14 protein-coding genes and 2 pseudogenes are annotated in these 18,269 nt (G+C 46.2%); 10 read left to right on the top strand and 6 right to left on the bottom strand.

The window, feature by feature from the left end; translation table 11 throughout:
• A pseudogene (locus MMY95_RS12775) lies at positions 1 to 492 on the top strand (cell surface protein); the annotation flags it as partial.
• 22 nt (positions 493 to 514) lie between these two features.
• Positions 515 to 3,634: a bacterial Ig-like domain-containing protein gene (locus MMY95_RS12770; RefSeq protein ID WP_087509085.1), complete on the top strand. Its 3,120-nt coding sequence runs from the start codon at positions 515 to 517 to the stop codon at positions 3,632 to 3,634.
• 171 nt (positions 3,635 to 3,805) lie between these two features.
• Here MMY95_RS12770 and MMY95_RS12765 read toward each other — a convergent pair whose 3' ends face one another.
• Positions 3,806 to 4,252 (bottom strand): flavodoxin, encoded by a 447-nt coding sequence (locus MMY95_RS12765; RefSeq protein ID WP_027821830.1) that lies wholly within the window; start codon positions 4,250 to 4,252, stop codon positions 3,806 to 3,808.
• Positions 4,253 to 4,478: 226 nt separating this feature from the next.
• Here MMY95_RS12765 and MMY95_RS12760 point away from each other — a divergent pair, with 226 nt between their 5' ends.
• From MMY95_RS12760 to MMY95_RS12750, 3 genes are all read left to right on the top strand, one after another.
• The gene (locus MMY95_RS12760; protein ID WP_053267046.1) at positions 4,479 to 6,632 is read left to right on the top strand and encodes a hypothetical protein; all 2,154 of its coding nucleotides are present in this window, start codon (positions 4,479 to 4,481) and stop codon (positions 6,630 to 6,632) included.
• 331 nt (positions 6,633 to 6,963) lie between these two features.
• On the top strand, positions 6,964 to 7,536 hold the full coding sequence (locus MMY95_RS12755; protein ID WP_003644741.1) for an NADPH-dependent F420 reductase: 573 nt from the start codon (positions 6,964 to 6,966) through the stop codon (positions 7,534 to 7,536).
• Positions 7,537 to 7,811: 275 nt separating this feature from the next.
• Positions 7,812 to 8,762, top strand: coding sequence for a phosphoglycerate dehydrogenase (locus tag MMY95_RS12750; RefSeq protein ID WP_003642534.1), 951 nt, complete (start codon positions 7,812 to 7,814; stop codon positions 8,760 to 8,762).
• 97 nt (positions 8,763 to 8,859) lie between these two features.
• On the opposite strand, the gene MMY95_RS12745 is transcribed toward MMY95_RS12750, so the two are convergent.
• On the bottom strand, positions 8,860 to 9,786 hold the full coding sequence (locus MMY95_RS12745) for a DMT family transporter (RefSeq protein WP_011101916.1): 927 nt from the start codon (positions 9,784 to 9,786) through the stop codon (positions 8,860 to 8,862).
• A 72-nt stretch (positions 9,787 to 9,858) separates the two neighbouring features.
• A pseudogene (locus tag MMY95_RS12740) lies at positions 9,859 to 10,878 on the bottom strand (ketopantoate reductase family protein).
• Positions 10,879 to 11,647: 769 nt separating this feature from the next.
• Between MMY95_RS12740 and MMY95_RS12735 the strand changes: the two are divergent.
• On the top strand, positions 11,648 to 12,481 hold the full coding sequence (locus MMY95_RS12735; RefSeq protein WP_003642537.1) for an HAD family hydrolase: 834 nt from the start codon (positions 11,648 to 11,650) through the stop codon (positions 12,479 to 12,481).
• Positions 12,482 to 12,668: 187 nt separating this feature from the next.
• The gene (locus MMY95_RS12730) at positions 12,669 to 13,157 is read left to right on the top strand and encodes a hypothetical protein (protein ID WP_003642538.1); all 489 of its coding nucleotides are present in this window, start codon (positions 12,669 to 12,671) and stop codon (positions 13,155 to 13,157) included.
• On the opposite strand, the gene MMY95_RS12725 is transcribed toward MMY95_RS12730, so the two are convergent.
• The 3 genes from MMY95_RS12725 to MMY95_RS12715 form a co-directional block, all read right to left on the bottom strand.
• Positions 13,141 to 13,815: a histidine phosphatase family protein gene (locus tag MMY95_RS12725; RefSeq protein ID WP_003645837.1), complete on the bottom strand. Its 675-nt coding sequence runs from the start codon at positions 13,813 to 13,815 to the stop codon at positions 13,141 to 13,143. The genes MMY95_RS12730 and MMY95_RS12725 overlap by 17 nt on opposite strands.
• A gap of 316 nt (positions 13,816 to 14,131) precedes the next feature.
• A complete protein-coding gene (locus MMY95_RS12720; RefSeq protein WP_003642540.1) occupies positions 14,132 to 14,866 on the bottom strand; it encodes a glycosyltransferase family 2 protein in 735 nt (244 codons plus the stop codon).
• Between the two features lie 92 nt (positions 14,867 to 14,958).
• Positions 14,959 to 15,666 carry a GntR family transcriptional regulator gene (locus tag MMY95_RS12715; protein ID WP_003642541.1) on the bottom strand — a complete coding sequence of 236 codons (708 nt, stop codon included), beginning with the start codon at positions 15,664 to 15,666 and terminating at the stop codon, positions 14,959 to 14,961.
• A gap of 194 nt (positions 15,667 to 15,860) precedes the next feature.
• Here MMY95_RS12715 and MMY95_RS12710 point away from each other — a divergent pair, with 194 nt between their 5' ends.
• From MMY95_RS12710 to MMY95_RS12700, 3 genes are all read left to right on the top strand, one after another.
• Positions 15,861 to 16,178, top strand: coding sequence for a PTS sugar transporter subunit IIB (locus MMY95_RS12710; protein WP_103851814.1), 318 nt, complete (start codon positions 15,861 to 15,863; stop codon positions 16,176 to 16,178).
• 100 nt (positions 16,179 to 16,278) lie between these two features.
• Positions 16,279 to 16,626, top strand: coding sequence for a PTS lactose/cellobiose transporter subunit IIA (locus tag MMY95_RS12705; protein ID WP_003642542.1), 348 nt, complete (start codon positions 16,279 to 16,281; stop codon positions 16,624 to 16,626).
• Positions 16,627 to 16,819: 193 nt separating this feature from the next.
• The gene (locus MMY95_RS12700) at positions 16,820 to 18,259 is read left to right on the top strand and encodes a 6-phospho-beta-glucosidase (RefSeq protein WP_046040177.1); all 1,440 of its coding nucleotides are present in this window, start codon (positions 16,820 to 16,822) and stop codon (positions 18,257 to 18,259) included.
• Positions 18,260 to 18,269 lie beyond the last annotated feature (10 nt).

The following is an 18,269-nucleotide window of genomic DNA, read 5'->3' as shown; positions in this document are numbered from 1 at the left end:
CCTGAAACCCCTGAAACCCCTGAAATACCAGGGGAACCGTCAGCGCCAGGGACACCTGATCAACCAGAACTGCCGGAAGTTCCTGAACAATCAGAACAACCGGGAACTACTGAACACCCTGATACTAGTGATCCTAACAGTGGTTTAACGGGCGCAAACGCTGGTTCCAGCAGTCAAAGAGAACAAGCAAACACGATAGTGCGACCAGAATTTAACGGTGGTTTAGAGAAGCAAGTGACCACGGTGTTTCGTGATAAATTGAAACTGGACACGACTGAACGCAATGAGGGCAGAATTGATGGTAAACGGTATGCTACGGTTGATACAGCTGAACCGGAAGTGGTTATGGCCCCAGTCAGTCATTCAGCGTCAGTAGCTGGTGAGTTACCGCAAACTAATGAACGAGTTAATCGCTTCGGGTTGCTGGGACTCATGATGTTAATGGTGACTGGTTTAGCCAGCATCGTCGGCATTAAACGTCAGCAAGGTTAATTAATAAAGGAGTGAGAAATTAATGGAACAAGTGAAGAAACGGTACAAGATGTACAAGAGTGGTAAGATGTGGTTGTTCGCTGGAATCACGCTCGTTACGTTGAACATGAATGTGGTGACGGGACGAGCAGATGAATCAACACACGTAGAAGCATTGACTGAACCGGCAGTGGCAACTTTGTCTGAAGGTAACACTGAGCAGCAATCCCCAGTAACCGACGCCATGGATGAATCCGCAATGAGTGAACTGGTAACTGAAGCTCAACCAATTAAAGTGCAGGCCGCTGAAGAACAGTATACTGATGAGATTGTCAATCAATCTGATGATGAGCATGCGAATTCTGATCAGGTCAGTGTACCGGTCACGGATCAAGTTGACAGTGAGACCCCCGTTCCGTCAGACGAACATACTGCAACACTTGATACGCATCCGAACCAATCGACAACTGATGATTCTGAACAGCCAGTTAGTGCCGACGAGCAGTCGCAAGATATTGACACGGATAGTACTGCAAAAGTCTTGTCGTCGCAGCATAAAACGGAAACCATCAATGAGCGGGGAAGCGGTGATTTGGCTGGCGTGATTCGAAATCCAGAACGCCCACATCTCACGGATGGTTATCGCAACGATGATATGGAAGACGATGACTCGATGGCCGGCATCTGGGGTGCTGGTTACAACGCCGATGGCATTAAATGGCATTTTGACGCGGATTCTGGTGTGTTAGTGTTGGACGGTGGCGATATTTACGATTGCTATGGGGATAGTCCGTGGCAATCAAAATCGTGGGTGTTACAAATAGTTAAAGTTGTGATTTCAAAGCCAATTCGCATTATAGGTGATAGTGGGGGCTTCTTTGAAAATTTGACGAATGTTGAACACTATGAAGGGCTTGAAAAAATTGATGTTAGTTCTGCGACGGATTTAAGATATTTCTTTTCAGAAAATACGCATGTTAAGGAGCTAGATTTGAGCAGCTGGCAGGTGGGAAATGTGACTGATATGTCTTACCTGTTTTTCAATTCTCCAGGGACTAGCCAACTAACGACAATCAATATTTCAGGGTGGGACACTCGTCGAGTAAGTGAAGCGGACTACATGTTTGGTCCCAATGAAAAGTTAACTCGTATTATTGGTATCGAGAATTTGAACTTTGAAAGCCTAAAAGAAGCAGGCGGTTTGTTTATCAAAACGGGGTTGTCGGAGCTAGACTTATCCAAATGGAAGACTGATAGCCTTGACAATATGGCTGCTTGGTTTATGGACATGCACAACTTAACCAGTGTTAAATTCGGGTCTCAGTTCAAAACAGATCAGGTTACTTGGATTCATTTGCTATTTTCAGGATGTTCCAATTTAACTGAGGTGGATCTATCTGGTTTTAATTTGCATCGCGTTGAACAAAATCTCGACATGTTTGCGGGATGTGAGCGTCTACAAAAAATTACACTTGGTCCGGATACTGATTTGACGCCAGCCAAAATCGAGTCGGTTGGGCTAATGGACATTGAAGCTAATGACCAATATACCGGTTACTGGATAAATGTAGCCAATCCCCAGCAACGGTTAACTAGTGCTGAACTGATGAATCTGTATTCAGGAAAAAATACGCCGATTGGAACCTACATCTGGGAAGCAAACCAAGCAGTTATCGATGCCAACGACATTACCCTGGAAGTTGGCGATGATTGGAACTGGACGGACAGTATCGAGAGTTTAACCGACCAATTTGGTCAAAAAGTCGATGTTCAGGCCCTCTATGTGGCTAATCCCCAGGCTGTGAAACTATCGGGTGACCGAGTAAATACAAGTCAGCCGGGTACTTACCAGGTCACTTTCAAGTATGCAGGTAAGACGGTCACTGCTTTGGTGATCGTGAAAGCTGACCAGACAAGTTTGACTGTCCATGATACAGAGTTACACGCTGGTGGCACTTGGCATGCGCAGGACGGTTTTGACGGGGCGACGGATAAAGACGGTCACGCCATCGACTTTAACGATGTGACGATAACAGGTGAAGTGAACACCATGGTTCCGGGTGATTACCAGATTACTTACACGTATGGTAGTCAGACGCAGACGATTACTGTAACTGTTAAGGAAAACCAAGCCAGTTTGAACTTATATCAAAACCACGCAACGGTGCATACGGATGGGCAGGGAACCAGTACTTGGCAGCCCCAAAGCAATTTTCAGAATGCCACTGATAGTGATGGTCAAACGTTAGACTGGTCGGCCATTGAGGTCGTTGGAACGCCAGATTGGACTACAGCCGGGGACTATCGGTTGACGTATCAATTTACTGACAAGACTGGTCAGTTGGTGACGGCAACGATGACGGTAACGGTGGTTATCGAGGAGGCCGACGAACAGGCGGAATCCCAAAGCGATTTACAGATTCATGATTCAACTATTACTGTCGGTGAGTCGTGGCAACCAAGCGATAATTTAGTCTTGGCTACGGATGTTAATGGCGGTGAATTGTCGCTTGCTGACCTAGTCGTAACTGGCACGGTCGATACTAATCAAGCCGGTGTTTACCAGGTGACTTATCAGTATACGGATGCGAGTGGTCAAGTTTTCACTCGCGTGGCAACAGTCACGGTCGTTGCGGCGAGCGATGGCGATACGAATACTGAACAGCCAGGCGCTACCAATACCAATGACGATGTGAACGGCGGCTCGACTGGAAGTATCGATGGTGATGATCAAGCAGAAATACCTACGGATGATGCTGACCAGATGGAGGGTGATGCGGCTGACGTTGATGCAAATGCAGTTATTGATGACGCAACACCCGCGGTTGGCACGAATCATGGAAAGGGTGCGGATCGTAATTCTGGCATGCAAACGACGGCTAATGGGGCTAAATCAGTAGTCACTTCATGGCCACATCGGAGCCAGATGACCAACACAGCTAGTCTGCAACACGCGCAAACTATCGTTGGCGGTCATCATCAAGAATCACGGCCGACTGAATCAGCTTCGATAGCTGTTCAGCCTGTAACGGTCAAACTCGGCACATCGGCTTTACCGCAAACTGGTGAAGCGCCAAGTCGTGCAAATGTGATGGGAACAGTGCTATTGGGGTTGACCATGTTCGGTAGTTGGCTCGGATTTCGGCGTGTGAAACGCCATTAAACAACGTGCTCGAAATCGTAAGGACTGAATAAAAGTGATTACGGTGATTGTGATTTTCGGTATCAGCGTCAGGATGATGTGTCGATAGCAGTTAATAAAAGAAACGCTTCAAGAATTAGTCATGAATTCTTGAAGCGTTTCTTTGCTATTCACTCAATCAAACTAGTCAGGTTACTGAACTTTAGCAACGAGTTGTTCAGTAAATGAATCCAGGGCTTTTACATCATCAGCTTCTGGTGCAAGGTTAACGAACACGTCCTTGGCACCCTGAGTAGCCCCAGCCTTCTTCAACGCGTTACTGAAATCGGTGACGGCGCGGCAATAATCATCATCATAGAAAGTATCGCCAGAGCCGGCACAGCCGTAAATCTTACCGGTTAAATCCAAATCCTGTAAGTCCTCGTAGAAGTCGAGTCCCTCTTCAGGGAGGGCGCCCTCATCGTAGGTGTAAGGGACGACAACACAAATATCAACATCGTTGAATTCAGTTGCGTCGGCTTGCGAGATTTCTTCTTTGGCAACATCGACCCCAAGCTTTTCAAATTTTTCAGTAATAATATCGGCAACGTCTTCGTTGTTACCGGTAATGGTAGCAAAAATAACTTTCGCAGTAGCCATATGAACTCCTCGCTTTCAAATATCTTGATAAGCCGATTATAGCAGAGTTTTAACCTTAATTTAAGGTATTGGGCAGTTATTCACAAATCCGCTTGACCAGTGGTTTCTCAGTAACCAATTCCATGCTATAATTTAACTATTAATGGTTATTTTACCGAAATTGATAAAAATTTTTGGTCGGCGCTTAACCAGGAATCTAATGTAAATTATAAATTGGCGAGGAGCGTTGGTTTTGTCTAGAAAAAATAAAAAAGAAGGATTGGGTAGACGGCTCTGGAATTCGATTACTGAGCCAATTCCCGACGATGATAGTACTGAACAAGATAATGAACAGATCCCTTTGGCCTATGATCTGAAAGACTCGGCCGCATCAAAGGCGGACGAAGCCGAAACAAAATCAACGGTCAATATTCCCCGCTCGACGGCGAATAACAGTGCCGAAAAGCAACCTGTTGACGCAGTAATTGAACCAGAAAAGGTGGCTAAAAAAGCGCGCCATTCCGGAGACAATCGCCAGGCTGTAAAACAATCGGCGGCACCCGTCAAGCATGGGGCGACTAGTGCGGTTAAGCAAAAAGGCTCGGCTGGTTCTCAGTCGTCGTCAAAGGCGGAATCCGCGCAAATAACTAAAAAGTCCGCCGCAACTAAACCGGCCTCAACAGCAAGTCAGGCGGCGCCAAAGACGGCCAGCGCGGTCTCATCACAGGCAGTAAGTGACCAGCGTTCCAAGCACGCAGCTTCGACGACAGCTAGTGCGGCTCAATCGGCACCAGCGCGGGCCGCTAAGGAAGCGTCACAAGCAACCAGCACCGCAGTGTCTGATCAGAAGCGTGTGGCTAAAACAACAGCAAGTACCAAGGTTCATCAGTCGGCAGCAACGTCGGAAGTTCCAATGACGCGGATGGCCCGGCGTGCTAGTCAGGAAGCTGCCAGTCAGGCCAAGACGCACAGTCAACAGTCTAGTGCTTCGACATCGAGTGCCGCGGCCGCCACATCTGCGGTAGCACAATCCACGGCCCCGAAGTCCACAGCCCCCAAGTCAGCGACATCAAAGGCTGCGGTATCTCAGGCCACGGCCACAACCGCTAAGGATCCGCAAGCGACTGCTGCTAAACAGCCGAAGGTCGAAAGGCGCATCCCAGCTGATCATATTCCACCGGTTGCTCGTAAACAGCAACCGCGGATTGCGGTCAAGGGGACGGAACAAGCGGATGATGACACGCAGCCTGAGTTACCATTATCACGTGAAGAGTTGTATGGTGATCAGCAGCCCAACGGTGGCAAGCAGCCCAATAAGCCAACCATGTCACGGGTCGCTCGGCACGAAGAACAGCGGCTACCACATGATGATCAGCCGGATGACGACCGTGACTTTTCTGAGTTAGAAACGGATGAAAAGAATCCACATCTTAAGAAGCCAGCTCGGCGCTATAACTGGAAGTTGATGTTGGCTGGTGTTGCGATTCTGGTTGTTGCTGCTGGTGGAGCTTTCTTCATGTGGAACCATGGGCAAGCCACTCAAGCTGCGGCACGAACCAATGCGGAAAAGATCGTGGACCAAGTTTATACATCATCAGCCCAACGGGACTTGCGGGCGAGTGCCTCAAGCTCGACTTTGACCAAGTTGCAAAATAATATTGATAATATGAAGGATTCAAGTGAAAAGACCCGTTTGCAGAAACAGCATGATACGGCTGCTAAGATGTTGACGGTCCGGACTAGTTACCAAGATTTACGCAACGCTAAGGGGTTACTTAAGACCGACGTGACCATGGACACCATTACTAAGGGTCAGCAGCGGTTGACGACTGCTGGCTTAACGAGTAGTAAGCCGTACTTTGCTAAGAAGTATGACAAGTTGTTTACGACAACGGGAAAAACGGTTAAGAAAGTGGTCAGCTATGATGCTGATTTTCAAAAATTATATAACAAGAAAAATAAACTCAAGGCTTCGACCCCGTCAACGACAGTCGATAAAGTACTTGCAAACCTGAAAGCTTATCGCAAAAAGTCGCAGTTAGCGGCCGATGATTACCAGAAGTTGATTACGGATCGCAAGAAGTTGGCGAAAGCGAATAACGCATCGTCTTCAACCTCAAGTTCGAGCACGTATAGCTATAGTGAACCAGAATCATCGTCGAGTTCATCATATTCGACTTATAGTGAAAGTAGTGACAACAGTAGTTCGGCTTCAACGCATAGTTATAGCAACGATACGGACACGAGCTCGGCAACGTCAAGCTCAAGTACGCCTAGCTACAGTTATAGTGCAAACACCGATAGTAGCTCAACGACGAATTATGGAGATACGTCTTCAACAACGACCGGTGGCACTGCTTCTTCTACAGATGGTTATAGTACGGCAACGGACAATAATTAATTTTTGGGGGTAACAGACCAGTAAACTTGATGATCGACTGAAAATTTAAAAACCGGCCAGCTTAATTAATTCATAATTAAGTTGGTCGGTTTTTGGTCGTTAGTGACTGATCGACTCGTGTCAATAACCTGGGAAGCGTGCAGGCAGGTGAATATCCGAGCTGATTGGCCATTAGTTCCACTAATTGTCGTCATTCAAGGAGCGACTACTAGCTAGGGCGATTGACGACCGGTTTGCGGTAACTGTCAGACATAAAAGTGATGTAAATGGGACATCAATGTTAGAATGTAAATATAAAATTAATTATAAAGTGAAAGAGGCGTGTTTTGATATGGAAATCACAATTTTTGGTAAGGGCAACATGGGGCAAGCAATTGGTCATAATTTTGAAATCGCTGGGCACGAGGTCACTTATTATGGTTCCAAGGACCAAGCCACAACGCTCGGTGAAATCGTGATCATGGCGGTACCTTATCCCGCTTTAGCTGCGCTGGCTAAACAGTACGCGACTCAGTTGAAGGGCAAAATCGTCGTTGATATCACGAACCCCTTGAATTTTGACACGTGGGATGACTTGGTTGTTCCAGCTGATAGTTCGGCTGCCCAAGAATTACAGCAGCAACTACCAGATAGTCAGGTGCTCAAGGCTTTCAATACGACTTTTGCGGCGACGCTTCAGAGTGGGCAGGTCAATGGTAAGGAACCAACAACCGTGTTAGTTGCTGGTAATGACGATAGCGCCAAGCAACGCTTCACCCGCGCCTTGGCTGACAGTCCGTTAGAAGTGAAGGATGCAGGTAAGTTAAAGCGGGCCCGTGAGCTTGAAGCGATGGGGTTTATGCAAATGACATTAGCAGCCAGTGAACAAATCGGCTGGACCGGTGGCTTTGCGGTTGTTAAATAATTGGTCAACGATTAAACCCAATTAGGTTAGTTACCGATTGGCGATGCTCGGGAGTGCGACTTTCGAACATCGCTTTTTTGTTGGTATTTTGCGAGCCGTTTGTCAGCAGTAGCGTCAAACATTGTGATTTAAACCAAACTGTGGGCTAAAAAAGGGTCAGCCTAACTTACTGGCCAATCTTAGCTAATATCCGGTTGTGGATCATTACGGTTCAAGTGAATGATAGTGGTATGATAAAAGTATTGATCAAGAAATTAGAAATGGGGTAATAAGTTATGCCAATGGTATTGATGGCTCAAGCAACCAAACCTGAACAGCTGCAACAGTTACAAACCACTTATCCGGACTGGACGTTCAAGGATGCGGCGGCGGTCACGGCGGCCGATTACGACCAAATTGAAGTCATGTATGGTAATCATCCGTTATTAAAGACGATCCTAGCGCGGCCAACCAATCAGTTAAAGTTTGTACAGGTCATTTCAGCTGGCGTCGATTATTTGCCATTAAAGGCATTGCAAGCGGCCGGGGTGGTGGTTGCGAACACGAGTGGTATTCACGCCGATGCGATTAGTGAATCGGTCTTAGCCGCGATGTTAAGCGTAGTCCGGGGGTACCATGCGGCCTGGCTGAATCAGCGCGGGGCACGGCAATGGGCCTTGCCAATGACGACATCTACCTTGACCGGGCAACAGTTGTTGATATATGGCACGGGCCAAATTGGGCAATCGTTAGCGGCTAAGGCTAGTGCGTTAGGCATGCACGTGATTGGGGTCAATACGACCGGTCACCCCGCTGATCATTTTCATGAAACAGTGGCATTTACCGCGACGGCTGACGCGTTAGCAACGGCTAACTTTATTGTCAACGCTTTGCCATTAACGCCAACAACGCATCATTTGTTTAGTACTGAATTATTTCAGCAGACCAAACAGCAACCGATGTTGATTAATATTGGGCGTGGTCCGGCGGTTGATACTACAGCGTTAATGACCGCCCTGGATCATCATCAACTCAGTATGGCAGCGTTGGACGTTACTGAACCAGAGCCATTACCGACGGACCACCCGTTGTGGCAACGAGATGACGTGCTGATTACGCCACATATTTCAGGTCAAATTGCCCACTTTCGGGCGACCGTTTTTCCAATCTTTGCGGCGAACTTTGCACAGTTTGTCAAAGATGGCACGCTGGTACGTAACCAAGTGGATCTGAATCGTGGTTATTAATTGAATATATGTAACGGTAGCGGCAATGTAAAAGCCGGTTGTGACTAGGACTTAGTCACAACCGGCTTTTACTGGTTTCATAATTATGAGTCATCGTTTATGGTTGCTTGAAATTCTCTGCCGTGCGATCATTGGGACCCTGCCCAATAGCCAAAATAAAGACGGTACTAATAATCAGGACACTGCCCAGAATGTCGAGCCAACCGAAGCTGACACCGAGTAGAACCACCGCAATGATGGTTGCGGATAAAGGTTCAAAAGCGTCTAGTAGACTGACAACGGTTGGCCGGATATATTGCAAACTTTGCAAGAAGAATAGGAAAGCTAACAATGTTCCAAACAGCACAACAAAGGTCAACTTGCTGATATTAAGCATAGTCAGTGGAATATGGATTGACCAGACTGGCTGAACGATGTTAAACAAGATACCCCCTAACAACATTGACCAGGTGTTGACGGTCATTGGGTCGTACTTAGTAAGTAGTTTGGTTGGTAGCAAGGTATTCGTAGCGGACGAGACCCCCGATAAGAGTCCCCAGATCAACGCCCAGACGGAGATGACTAGGGTCTGAGGGTTGCCGTGAGTCACGAGCAAGAATGAGCCCAGTAGTGCACAAATAATTGCAAGGCCTTCTGCACGGGTCGGCAATTGCCGATGAGCGACTAGCATCCACAGAGCAATGAACACGGGTCCCATGAATTGTAGAATTGTTCCGGTCGCCGCGTTACTAGCTTCAACTGCTAAAAAGTAGGTGAACTGAACCGGCATTAGACCCAATAGTGTGTAGGCCACGATCTGTAGGAGATCGCGGGGTTGACGCCAAATCGACCACAAATCAACATGGGTCAGCAAACTGACCAGTAATAGTGCGATTCCGGCACCCAGCATGCGAATTCCCGTTAACCAAATAGAATTAATATCGGTCGTATCAAAAAGTGTTTGTGCGACGGCTCCGGAAATCCCCCAGAAGGTCGCACTGATACTAGCAAGAAAGATACCTTTGAATTCCCGACTGACTTGCACAGCAAACCGCCTCCTCAGTAAAATCAACTTAACCTCCATTGTACATGATTTTGCTGAGAAAAGGGGAATCGGTTACGCACTTGCTTGTTGACTAGCCTGTTCGGTCGCGTTCTGAGCATTTTGTTCAGTAGTGTGTTCAGTTGTGGCACTGGTTTGGCGGGTGGTTTCGGCTAAGTGAACCAGATGGGTCAGAAACGCGTGCGTTTTTGCTTGGTAATGGTACTTTTGGCCGAGCTTGACGAGGTAGCCATTGATATAGTCGACTTCAGTTGGCCGATTATGAGACATATCTTGATACATCGATGGGTAGTGGAGGGGATTAGCCACTTTGCTGACGTAGTTGACAGAGGCGAGCTCTTCCGCGCGGGTATTCAACATGGTGACACCATCACGCTCACAGACATCATAGGCTTCATCGATCAATTGACGACTCAGCTCATCAGCCCCTGGATAGGCCGCGAATTCGCCCATCGTAATTTCAAAGAGGGTACAGAGGGTGTTGACCACTGAGTTGAAGACGACTTTAGCCAGCAAGGTGCCGCGGAAGTTCGTTGTTAAATTAGGGTGGAATTGGCATTTATCTAATTCTGTCACGATTCGGTGGGTCATTTCGTCAGGGTGTTCCGTATAATTGGCGAGATTCATGGTGCCGGCGCCGCGAGCTCCAATGAAGTCGACATCACCAGGGCCGTTTAAGACCGTAGCGACTAGTGCGGTCCCAGCTAATAATTTTTCGGGTTTGAAGTAGTGTAATAATTTTTCAACGTGACCCATCCCATTCATGCAAGTGAGCACGTACTGGCGACCATTAAAAGCGTGGGCCGTCCGAGTCAAAAAATCAGCAAGTTGCATCTGTTTAGTAAATACGACCCACACGTCGGGATCATCGTGATAATCTTCGGGAGTTGAGACTTTGACGGGAACTAAGTGTCAATTCTGGTGATCGCGCGACACGTAGACGCCACCTTGACGATGAATTTGATCAACATTTGCTTGCCAAGTATCCACAAAATCAACTTGATTGCCTGCTTCTTGTAATAACACACCGTAACGTAATCCCATGGCGCCTGCGCCGAGTACTGTAAAATGCATATGTATGACCATCCTTTAAAATGATTTATTAATAAATGAAAATAAAAACGTCCGACAGACGAAGTCGTCTGCCGGACGCGAGCGCGGGTTACCACCGGTATTCATCAGCAATTTACATTACTGACCTTAAGCACATCATGAAAGATGTACCACACGTTAGTGGGTGTTAACCAGTACGGGTTACTTGATTTCACCCATACAACTCACAGTCGATATTCGTGATACCGGATTAGGTCTGCTCACACCATCTCAGACTCGCTAAGGCTAACGACCGGCAACTACTGAACTGTTCAATGCTTTTTATCATCATTTATTAATTGTTCTCTAATTTAGCGGCTAGACTGGTGAATGTCAAGTAGTGAGATTGAATTCTTTGGTATATAAAGCTGATGAGGGCAAATAATGCTCTAAATAGCTTCTAAACTTAAGATTGTTTAGCCTTACGTGGTGAAAATGCGGTGGCTAGTTCGGCTTTGAAAGCGATTTCCATTATAGGAGGGAATAGCGTACAATTGGGAGTGTAAATAAGCCTTGTGCTAATTATGATTGCTAAAAAAGGCGGCGGTGCGTCATCTTTTTAATTTAAGCCCATTCAAGTCCGGCCAACCGGCTTACTCATCAGTGCGGATACGCCAATTTGCGTATTTACTGACGATGGCAGGATGGTACCGACTGATTGGCAAACCCAGCAAAAGCAGTCAAGCTGAATGTCACAGATGATCAGTTAGCTAGCACAACATATAGGTAAATACGTAGGAGGAGTTCAACTATGCCAAAATATTTAGTCTTTATGGACATTGACGGAACATTATTAACGGATCACCAATATGTCTCGGAGCGAACTCGAGCGACGATTGAACGGTTTCAGAAGCAGGACGTGTTATTTTACATCGCTACGGGGCGCATGTACGAGCTGGCGAAGATCGTTCGAGACAAAGTAAACGCTGACGTTCGTTTGGTGACGTCTAACGGGGCGGTGTTCGATGGTGCCCAGGGCCGTGAGCTAACCAAACTCGGGGGTGCTGCGGTTGAGCTTGCCTATCTGATTGCACGTCGTGATAACTTACCAATGATGTTGTTCACGCCAGACATGGCCTACTATACGGAACAAATCCCACGGTTCGTTGCTCGTAATGCGGCTAACTTTGATGCGGATGAAGTCTCGATTGGCTATGAAGAAGTGAAGAGCTTTACGCAATTAGCCACGATTGAGGACCAGATTACGAACGGCGTCATTCTCAGTCGTGAAGACATGTCACGGCTGGATTCTGCCCGCGAAAAGCTCACTAATAGTAAATTGTTGCGACTTTCATCATCGAACCCGAATAATATTGAGATGATTCCTCTGAATACGGATAAGGGGACGGCGGTCAAACAAATTCAACGTGAGCAACATGTCGATGCCGCCCACACGTTTGTCTTTGGGGATGGTTTGAATGACGTTGGGATGATGGCAGAAGCTGACTTATCGGTGGCAATGGGCAACGCCTTGCCACAAGTTAAGAAAGTTGCGAACTATGTAACTGATATGAATTATAATGATGGTTTGGCACTATTCTTAGAAAAATACTTCGCGGCCCACCCATTATCAACGACTAAGTAAGGTCAGCTTACAAGCATATCGGTGTATCGACGAGGACAATAAGGCCATTAAAAAAGCGATTCTCACGTGTGTGGGAATCGCTTTTGTGGTATTATTAAAATTTCGCTATGACTTAAGTGGTGGTAATTGACTTTTACGTCAAATTTGGCACACTTAGTATTGAAGTGTTTTTAGGAAGTGATAACTGTTGAAAATTGAAATTTTACCGACGACTACCACGGAAATTCCATTAGCAATTTTGTCGATGAGCAATCTTGATAACCGTGAGTTGAATCCAGCAATTGAAAAACAATTAGCTGCACAAGGGCTTGCCGTTGCTCAGCCGCAGAATGCTTTGGCAGACTTGCTTCAAGTGATTCACGCGCGCCATCCAGTGCAGATCAATGCGTGGGATATGAATACGCTTGGCACTGAGCAGGTTCAGCTTCATTTAACGGCACAGGGGGCCAGTCTTTCAGCGGATGCTACCACCCCAATCAGGCCTAATTTGGATAGTAAAAGCAGTCGCATTTTAATTGTAGTTGGCGATCCAGATGCAAGTGAAGCTTCAGTGCATGCAACTGGTCAAGAATTACAACGCAAAATCAAAGCCTTTTTTGGTATTCAGGCGCGCTTGCAATTTCCGAGTTGTACCACGCAACCTGTTAGCATCGAGACAACTAGGCCCGCTTCTTAGGGGTGATATTAATGTCGATCAACTTGAATTGCCGATTTTGGTAGTCCACGCGACTAACACTTGTATTTTTCAGGAGTCGGGTGGGAAGCTCACGGGGGCTGATTTGGTATAGGAATGCACTGAGAACCAGCCCGTGAGAAACGATAAGAATATTCTTGTCATGCTGACTATCCTGAGATTCATACAAACAGATTCGTCGTAGCGCGCTACTGATTCGATCCGTGACACCGACCAAAGTCTCGGCGCCACGAGTCTGGTCGAGGGAGTTAAAGACCCATAGTAGGGTGGCGAAGCGTTCACGACTCAACATCAACTTAACAAACGTTCCAATACCCAATTGTTTTTGGACTTGCTTGACGATCCACATGTTTCTGGTACCTTCAAGCCCACCGAAGTTAAATTCGCGTAAGCCGACGTCAATCGTCGGCTTTTTTATTTCAGGATGGAGTGCGGTGATAATGCGACTCGTTTGTTGTGCTCGGCCCAAGTCACTGACGTAAGCAGCGTCGAAATGAACATCTGCTAGCATGCGGGCTAACCGTTGAGCGGAGCGCACACCGGTATGTGTGAGTTCCGAATCATAGATGCCTTGTAAACGGCCGGCCGCGTTGAGCTTGGTTTGTCCATGACGGACTAAGTATAAGTGAATCGTAGCCATCGCTAACCCTCCCATCAAATTAATTAATATAGTCCAATTGTAAAGCGTTACTCGTCATTCAACAAGTCTTTAATTGTTAATTGCCACTTTATTTTGTCGCTGATAAAAGAGTTTGAGCAGCTAGTTTGTTTCGCGCCACGGTCGGTTTAATTGGCGGCGAAAGCGCATTTGAGGCTGCAAGTGGATGGCTACTAGCCTCGAATAATTGCGCATCTTCTGGTCATCGTAGCCGATTATGCTAGGTATCAAAAAATCCCCTAAAGGGTGATAGCTATTTCAGCTACCGACCTTTAGGGGCGATGGCAACGTAACGTTGCTACTGATTATTCCAATCTTCGTTCAAAACTTGCTTGTTTTCCTGCTTGAGAATCTTCATCATCTTACGACGAGCGGTGAAGAATGGAATTCCGATGTGAGCAAGGTTGCTTCGAAAACGCCAACGGTAATGGTAAGTCCGGTCCGGTACGTATTCGGAGGACTGTACGTAGTTAGCGTAACGAAAGGCAAACAACTGGTCTTCAAGAAAATCAATATCTTCGTTGAACTTGAGGTGGTGCGTGGTAATAATACTGCGAATGAATGCTTTATTCCACGAAAAACCGCCAACCGTGCCAAAGTTGATGTTGGCAATCAAGTCTTTTTGGTTGTATGTTTTGGCAGGACTCGGAACGGCTAAGTAACCGTAGTGACCGCATACAACGAGCTGGGTATCGGGTGCTGACCGGTAGGCGGCTAGGAAGGTTGCCAGAAAGTCTGGTTCGACCCAATCGTCGCCATCGACAAAGCAAAGGTACTTACCCTTAGCAGCAGCCATACCGGAGTTACGAGCTGCGGAGACGCCCCGGTTATGGGCGTGAGTGATCACGTGGAACCGGTCGTCGCCTTTGATTAACGCGGCAATCTGTTCACCAGTGTCATCAGTCGAACAATCATCAACCACGAAGACTTCAAAGTCTGTCAAGGTTTGGCGTTGTAGACTAGTCAAGCAGCTATCTATAAATTTGTGCTGGTTGTAAGCTGGTACAACCACTGAAAAAAGGGGTGCTGACACGCTAATTCCTCCATCATAAATTTGGATACTGTTACTAGTATACCCATAAATTGTGATGAAATTATAGTGAATCGTCTTTTTTTAGCCATAAATTAATTATTTGCAAGATTTGTCGTATGAAAATACAATGCGAGGTCGGGATAAACAAAGATGGTGTGAGAAAAATCTAGTAAGCCATTATTCTTATAATAGTTACAAGAATCCAAGGCCAAGTGAGTTGCGCCCTGTGCCAAATTCATTAGTTCGGCCTCTTCCTTGTTAAGATTGGTGAGTGAAAGATAATCATCACTGTTAGCAATCCCGATGCCGTAAGCTTCGTTGATGAAGTCCCAAATTGACGTATTGACAGCTTCGGTCGATAGATAGGGGACGACAGAGCGTAAGTAGTAGGCCTTTTCCAAACAATACAGTTGGTCGTGCCAGTAGCGGAGGCGAATGATACGATACAGTTCTTCGTCGACGGGAATGTTGAGTTTGCGGCTCAGGGCACTATCGCCGTGGATCGTATCAAAAGTCAGAATCTTCGAAGTTAAAGTCCGTGGGTGGACATGACTATTGAAGAGTGAGCGTGCTGACAGATTCACTACCGTTTTATGTTGAAGCTGAATATTAGTAATATAATATCCACTGCCTTGAACCCGACGCAGGAGCCCCTGCTGGTACACCAAGTCAATCGCTTTGCGAATAGTGTTGCGGCTAGCTTGGTAACGTTCCATTAATTGGGCTTCCGTGGGGAGTTTGACGGTAAAAATGCCGTCTTGAATGGCGGCAACGAGTTTGGTTGCAATGTCACGATACATGGTGTTCACTTCTTTCGAATATTAAGTTGTTATTTAATAATTTGTGGGTACAAATCAAATAAATTGCAGATATCTGATTAATAAGGCTTGTCAAATTTGTACCCATGACTTATAATTCTAATTGTAATGAAAGCGGTTTATTAAAGCAACCGCTGTAACATATAAATTTAAAACAATCTAGGAGCGTGTTTATTATGGCTGAAAGAACAATTATGTTGGTATGTGCCGCTGGGATGTCAACGTCATTATTAGTTTCAAAGATGCAAAAGGCTGCGGAAGCAGAAGGCATTGATGCAGATGTTTTTGCAACCGCTGCCAGTGACGCTGATGCGAAGTTAGCTGAAAAGAATCCTGACATTTTAATGCTTGGACCACAAGTTCGTTATATGTTAAGTGATTTCCAAAAGCGCGTTGATATTCCAGTTGAAGTTATCAACATGCAAGACTACGGCATGATGAACGGCGAAAAAGTTTTAAAGGAAGCCGAAGCATCAATTGCAAAAGCAAACTAATCATTAAATTGTAAGTGCTACCAGCCCACGGTAGATCAATCGCGGCCGGTGGCATTTTGATTGTGATGCACACGAATAAATGCTAAAAGGATGAGGGTAAATGGCAGAAGAACAAACAAAAGAAGTTGAAGCAAGTCTCGAAACCATTATGGGTTTGATCGTTAATGGTGGTAATGCAAAGAGTTCCGCTTTCGAAGCAATTAAAGCTGCTAAGGAAGGCGACTTTGAAACCGCTGATGCCAAGTTAAAGGAAGCAGATAACTTTCTAACCGAAGCACACAATTCACAAACCTCAATGTTAACGGCGGAAGCACAAGGGGAACATACCCACGTGTCATTGTTATTAGTACATTCACAAGATCACATCATGAATGCCATCACCTTCCGCGACTTAGCTGGTGAAGTTGTAGACGTTTATCGGCGTTTAGTTGCCGATGAGGCGAAGTAGTTAATTAATTTGAGCCTAGGCAAATACCTGCTGGTGTTGGTCTGGGCTTGTTTTTTCATTCATGCCGTGGTCGCTTATAATGGCAGACAGCTTAACAACGGTGACGTGGCGGTTACACGCTTTTCGTTAGTTAAGGTAACAAAGACTGTAACTCAGGGATAGCCTGAGCAGCATTAATGGAGGGAATTAGTTCATGACAAAAGGATACAAAATGCCCAAAGATTTTCTGTGGGGTGGCGCGGTCGCGGCCCATCAATTAGAAGGCGCTTGGGATGTTGATGGCAAGGGCGTTAGCATTGCCGATGTAATGACAGCCGGACGTAACGGGGTTCCCCGTAAAGTCACGGATGGCGTCAAAGATGGTGAAATCTATCCTAATCACTGGGGCAATGATTTTTATCATCGCTATCCAGAAGATGATCGATTATTTGAAGAAATGGGCTTTAAGTGTTTCCGGACGTCAATCGCGTGGACCCGGATTTTCCCGAATGGTGACGAGAGCGAGCCTAACGAAGCTGGTTTGAAGTTTTACGATGACTTATTCGATGATTTATTATCGCATGGCATCCAACCCGTTGTGACCCTGTCACACTTTGAAATTCCATACCACTTAGTGAAGGCTTATGGTGGTTTCAGCAACCGTAAGATGATCGACTTCTTTGTTCATTTTGCTAAGACTGTCTTCAAGCGCTATCAGGATAAGGTCAAGTATTGGATGACCTTCAACGAAATCAATAACCAAACAGCTTGGAGTGATCCGCACCCATTGTTACAAAATTCCGGCCTACAACTTAGCAAGGATGACAATTGGGAACAGGCGATGTATCAAGCAGCTCATTATGAATTAGTAGCGAGTGCCCTAGCTGTGCAAGCGGGCCACGCAATCAATCCTGATTTTCAAATCGGCTGTATGGTCGCGATGTGTCCAATCTATCCACTAACAGCTAAACCAGCGGATGTGATGATGGCGGAACGGGCCATGCAAAAACGGTATTGGTTCGGGGATGTCCACTGTCTCGGTGAATATCCAAAGTGGTTACCGAAGTACTTTGAACGCAAGGGCTTCGATATGGATATTACTGCTGCTGACTTGGCAACTTTAAAGGCTGGTACGGTAGATTACGTTGGTTTCAGTTATTACATGTCATTTGTTACAAAGGGTCGTGACGGTGACAGTGATTACGATTTCAAGGAACCCGATGACTTTGTTGAGAACCCCTACGTTGAGAAGTCCGATTGGGGCTGGCAGATTGATCCAACCGGGTTGCGCTATGCGATGAACTGGATGCAAGATCGGTGGCACTTACCACAATTCATTGTTGAAAATGGCTTTGGTGCTTACGATAAGAAGGAAGCCGACGGGAGTGTACATGACGACTACCGGATCAGTTACTTCCGTGATCACATCTTGGCGATGGAACAAGCGGTCGTACTAGATGGTGTTGATCTGATTGGCTATACACCGTGGGGCTGTATTGATTTGGTCTCAGCAAGTACTGGTGAAATGGCGAAACGGTATGGATTCATTTATGTTGACGCCGATGATAATGGTCAAGGCAGTTTTGACCGTTCTAAGAAAGACTCCTTTAACTGGTTCCAACAAGTTATTGCGAGTGATGGTGAAGATTTATAGTGAAAGGATG

Source organism: Lactiplantibacillus sp. ME-2, from assembly GCF_022549155.1.
Classification (GTDB): domain Bacteria; phylum Bacillota; class Bacilli; order Lactobacillales; family Lactobacillaceae; genus Lactiplantibacillus; species Lactiplantibacillus plantarum.
Note: the sequence above shows the minus strand (reverse complement) of the source record. Positions and strands in the feature narration are given on the sequence as shown.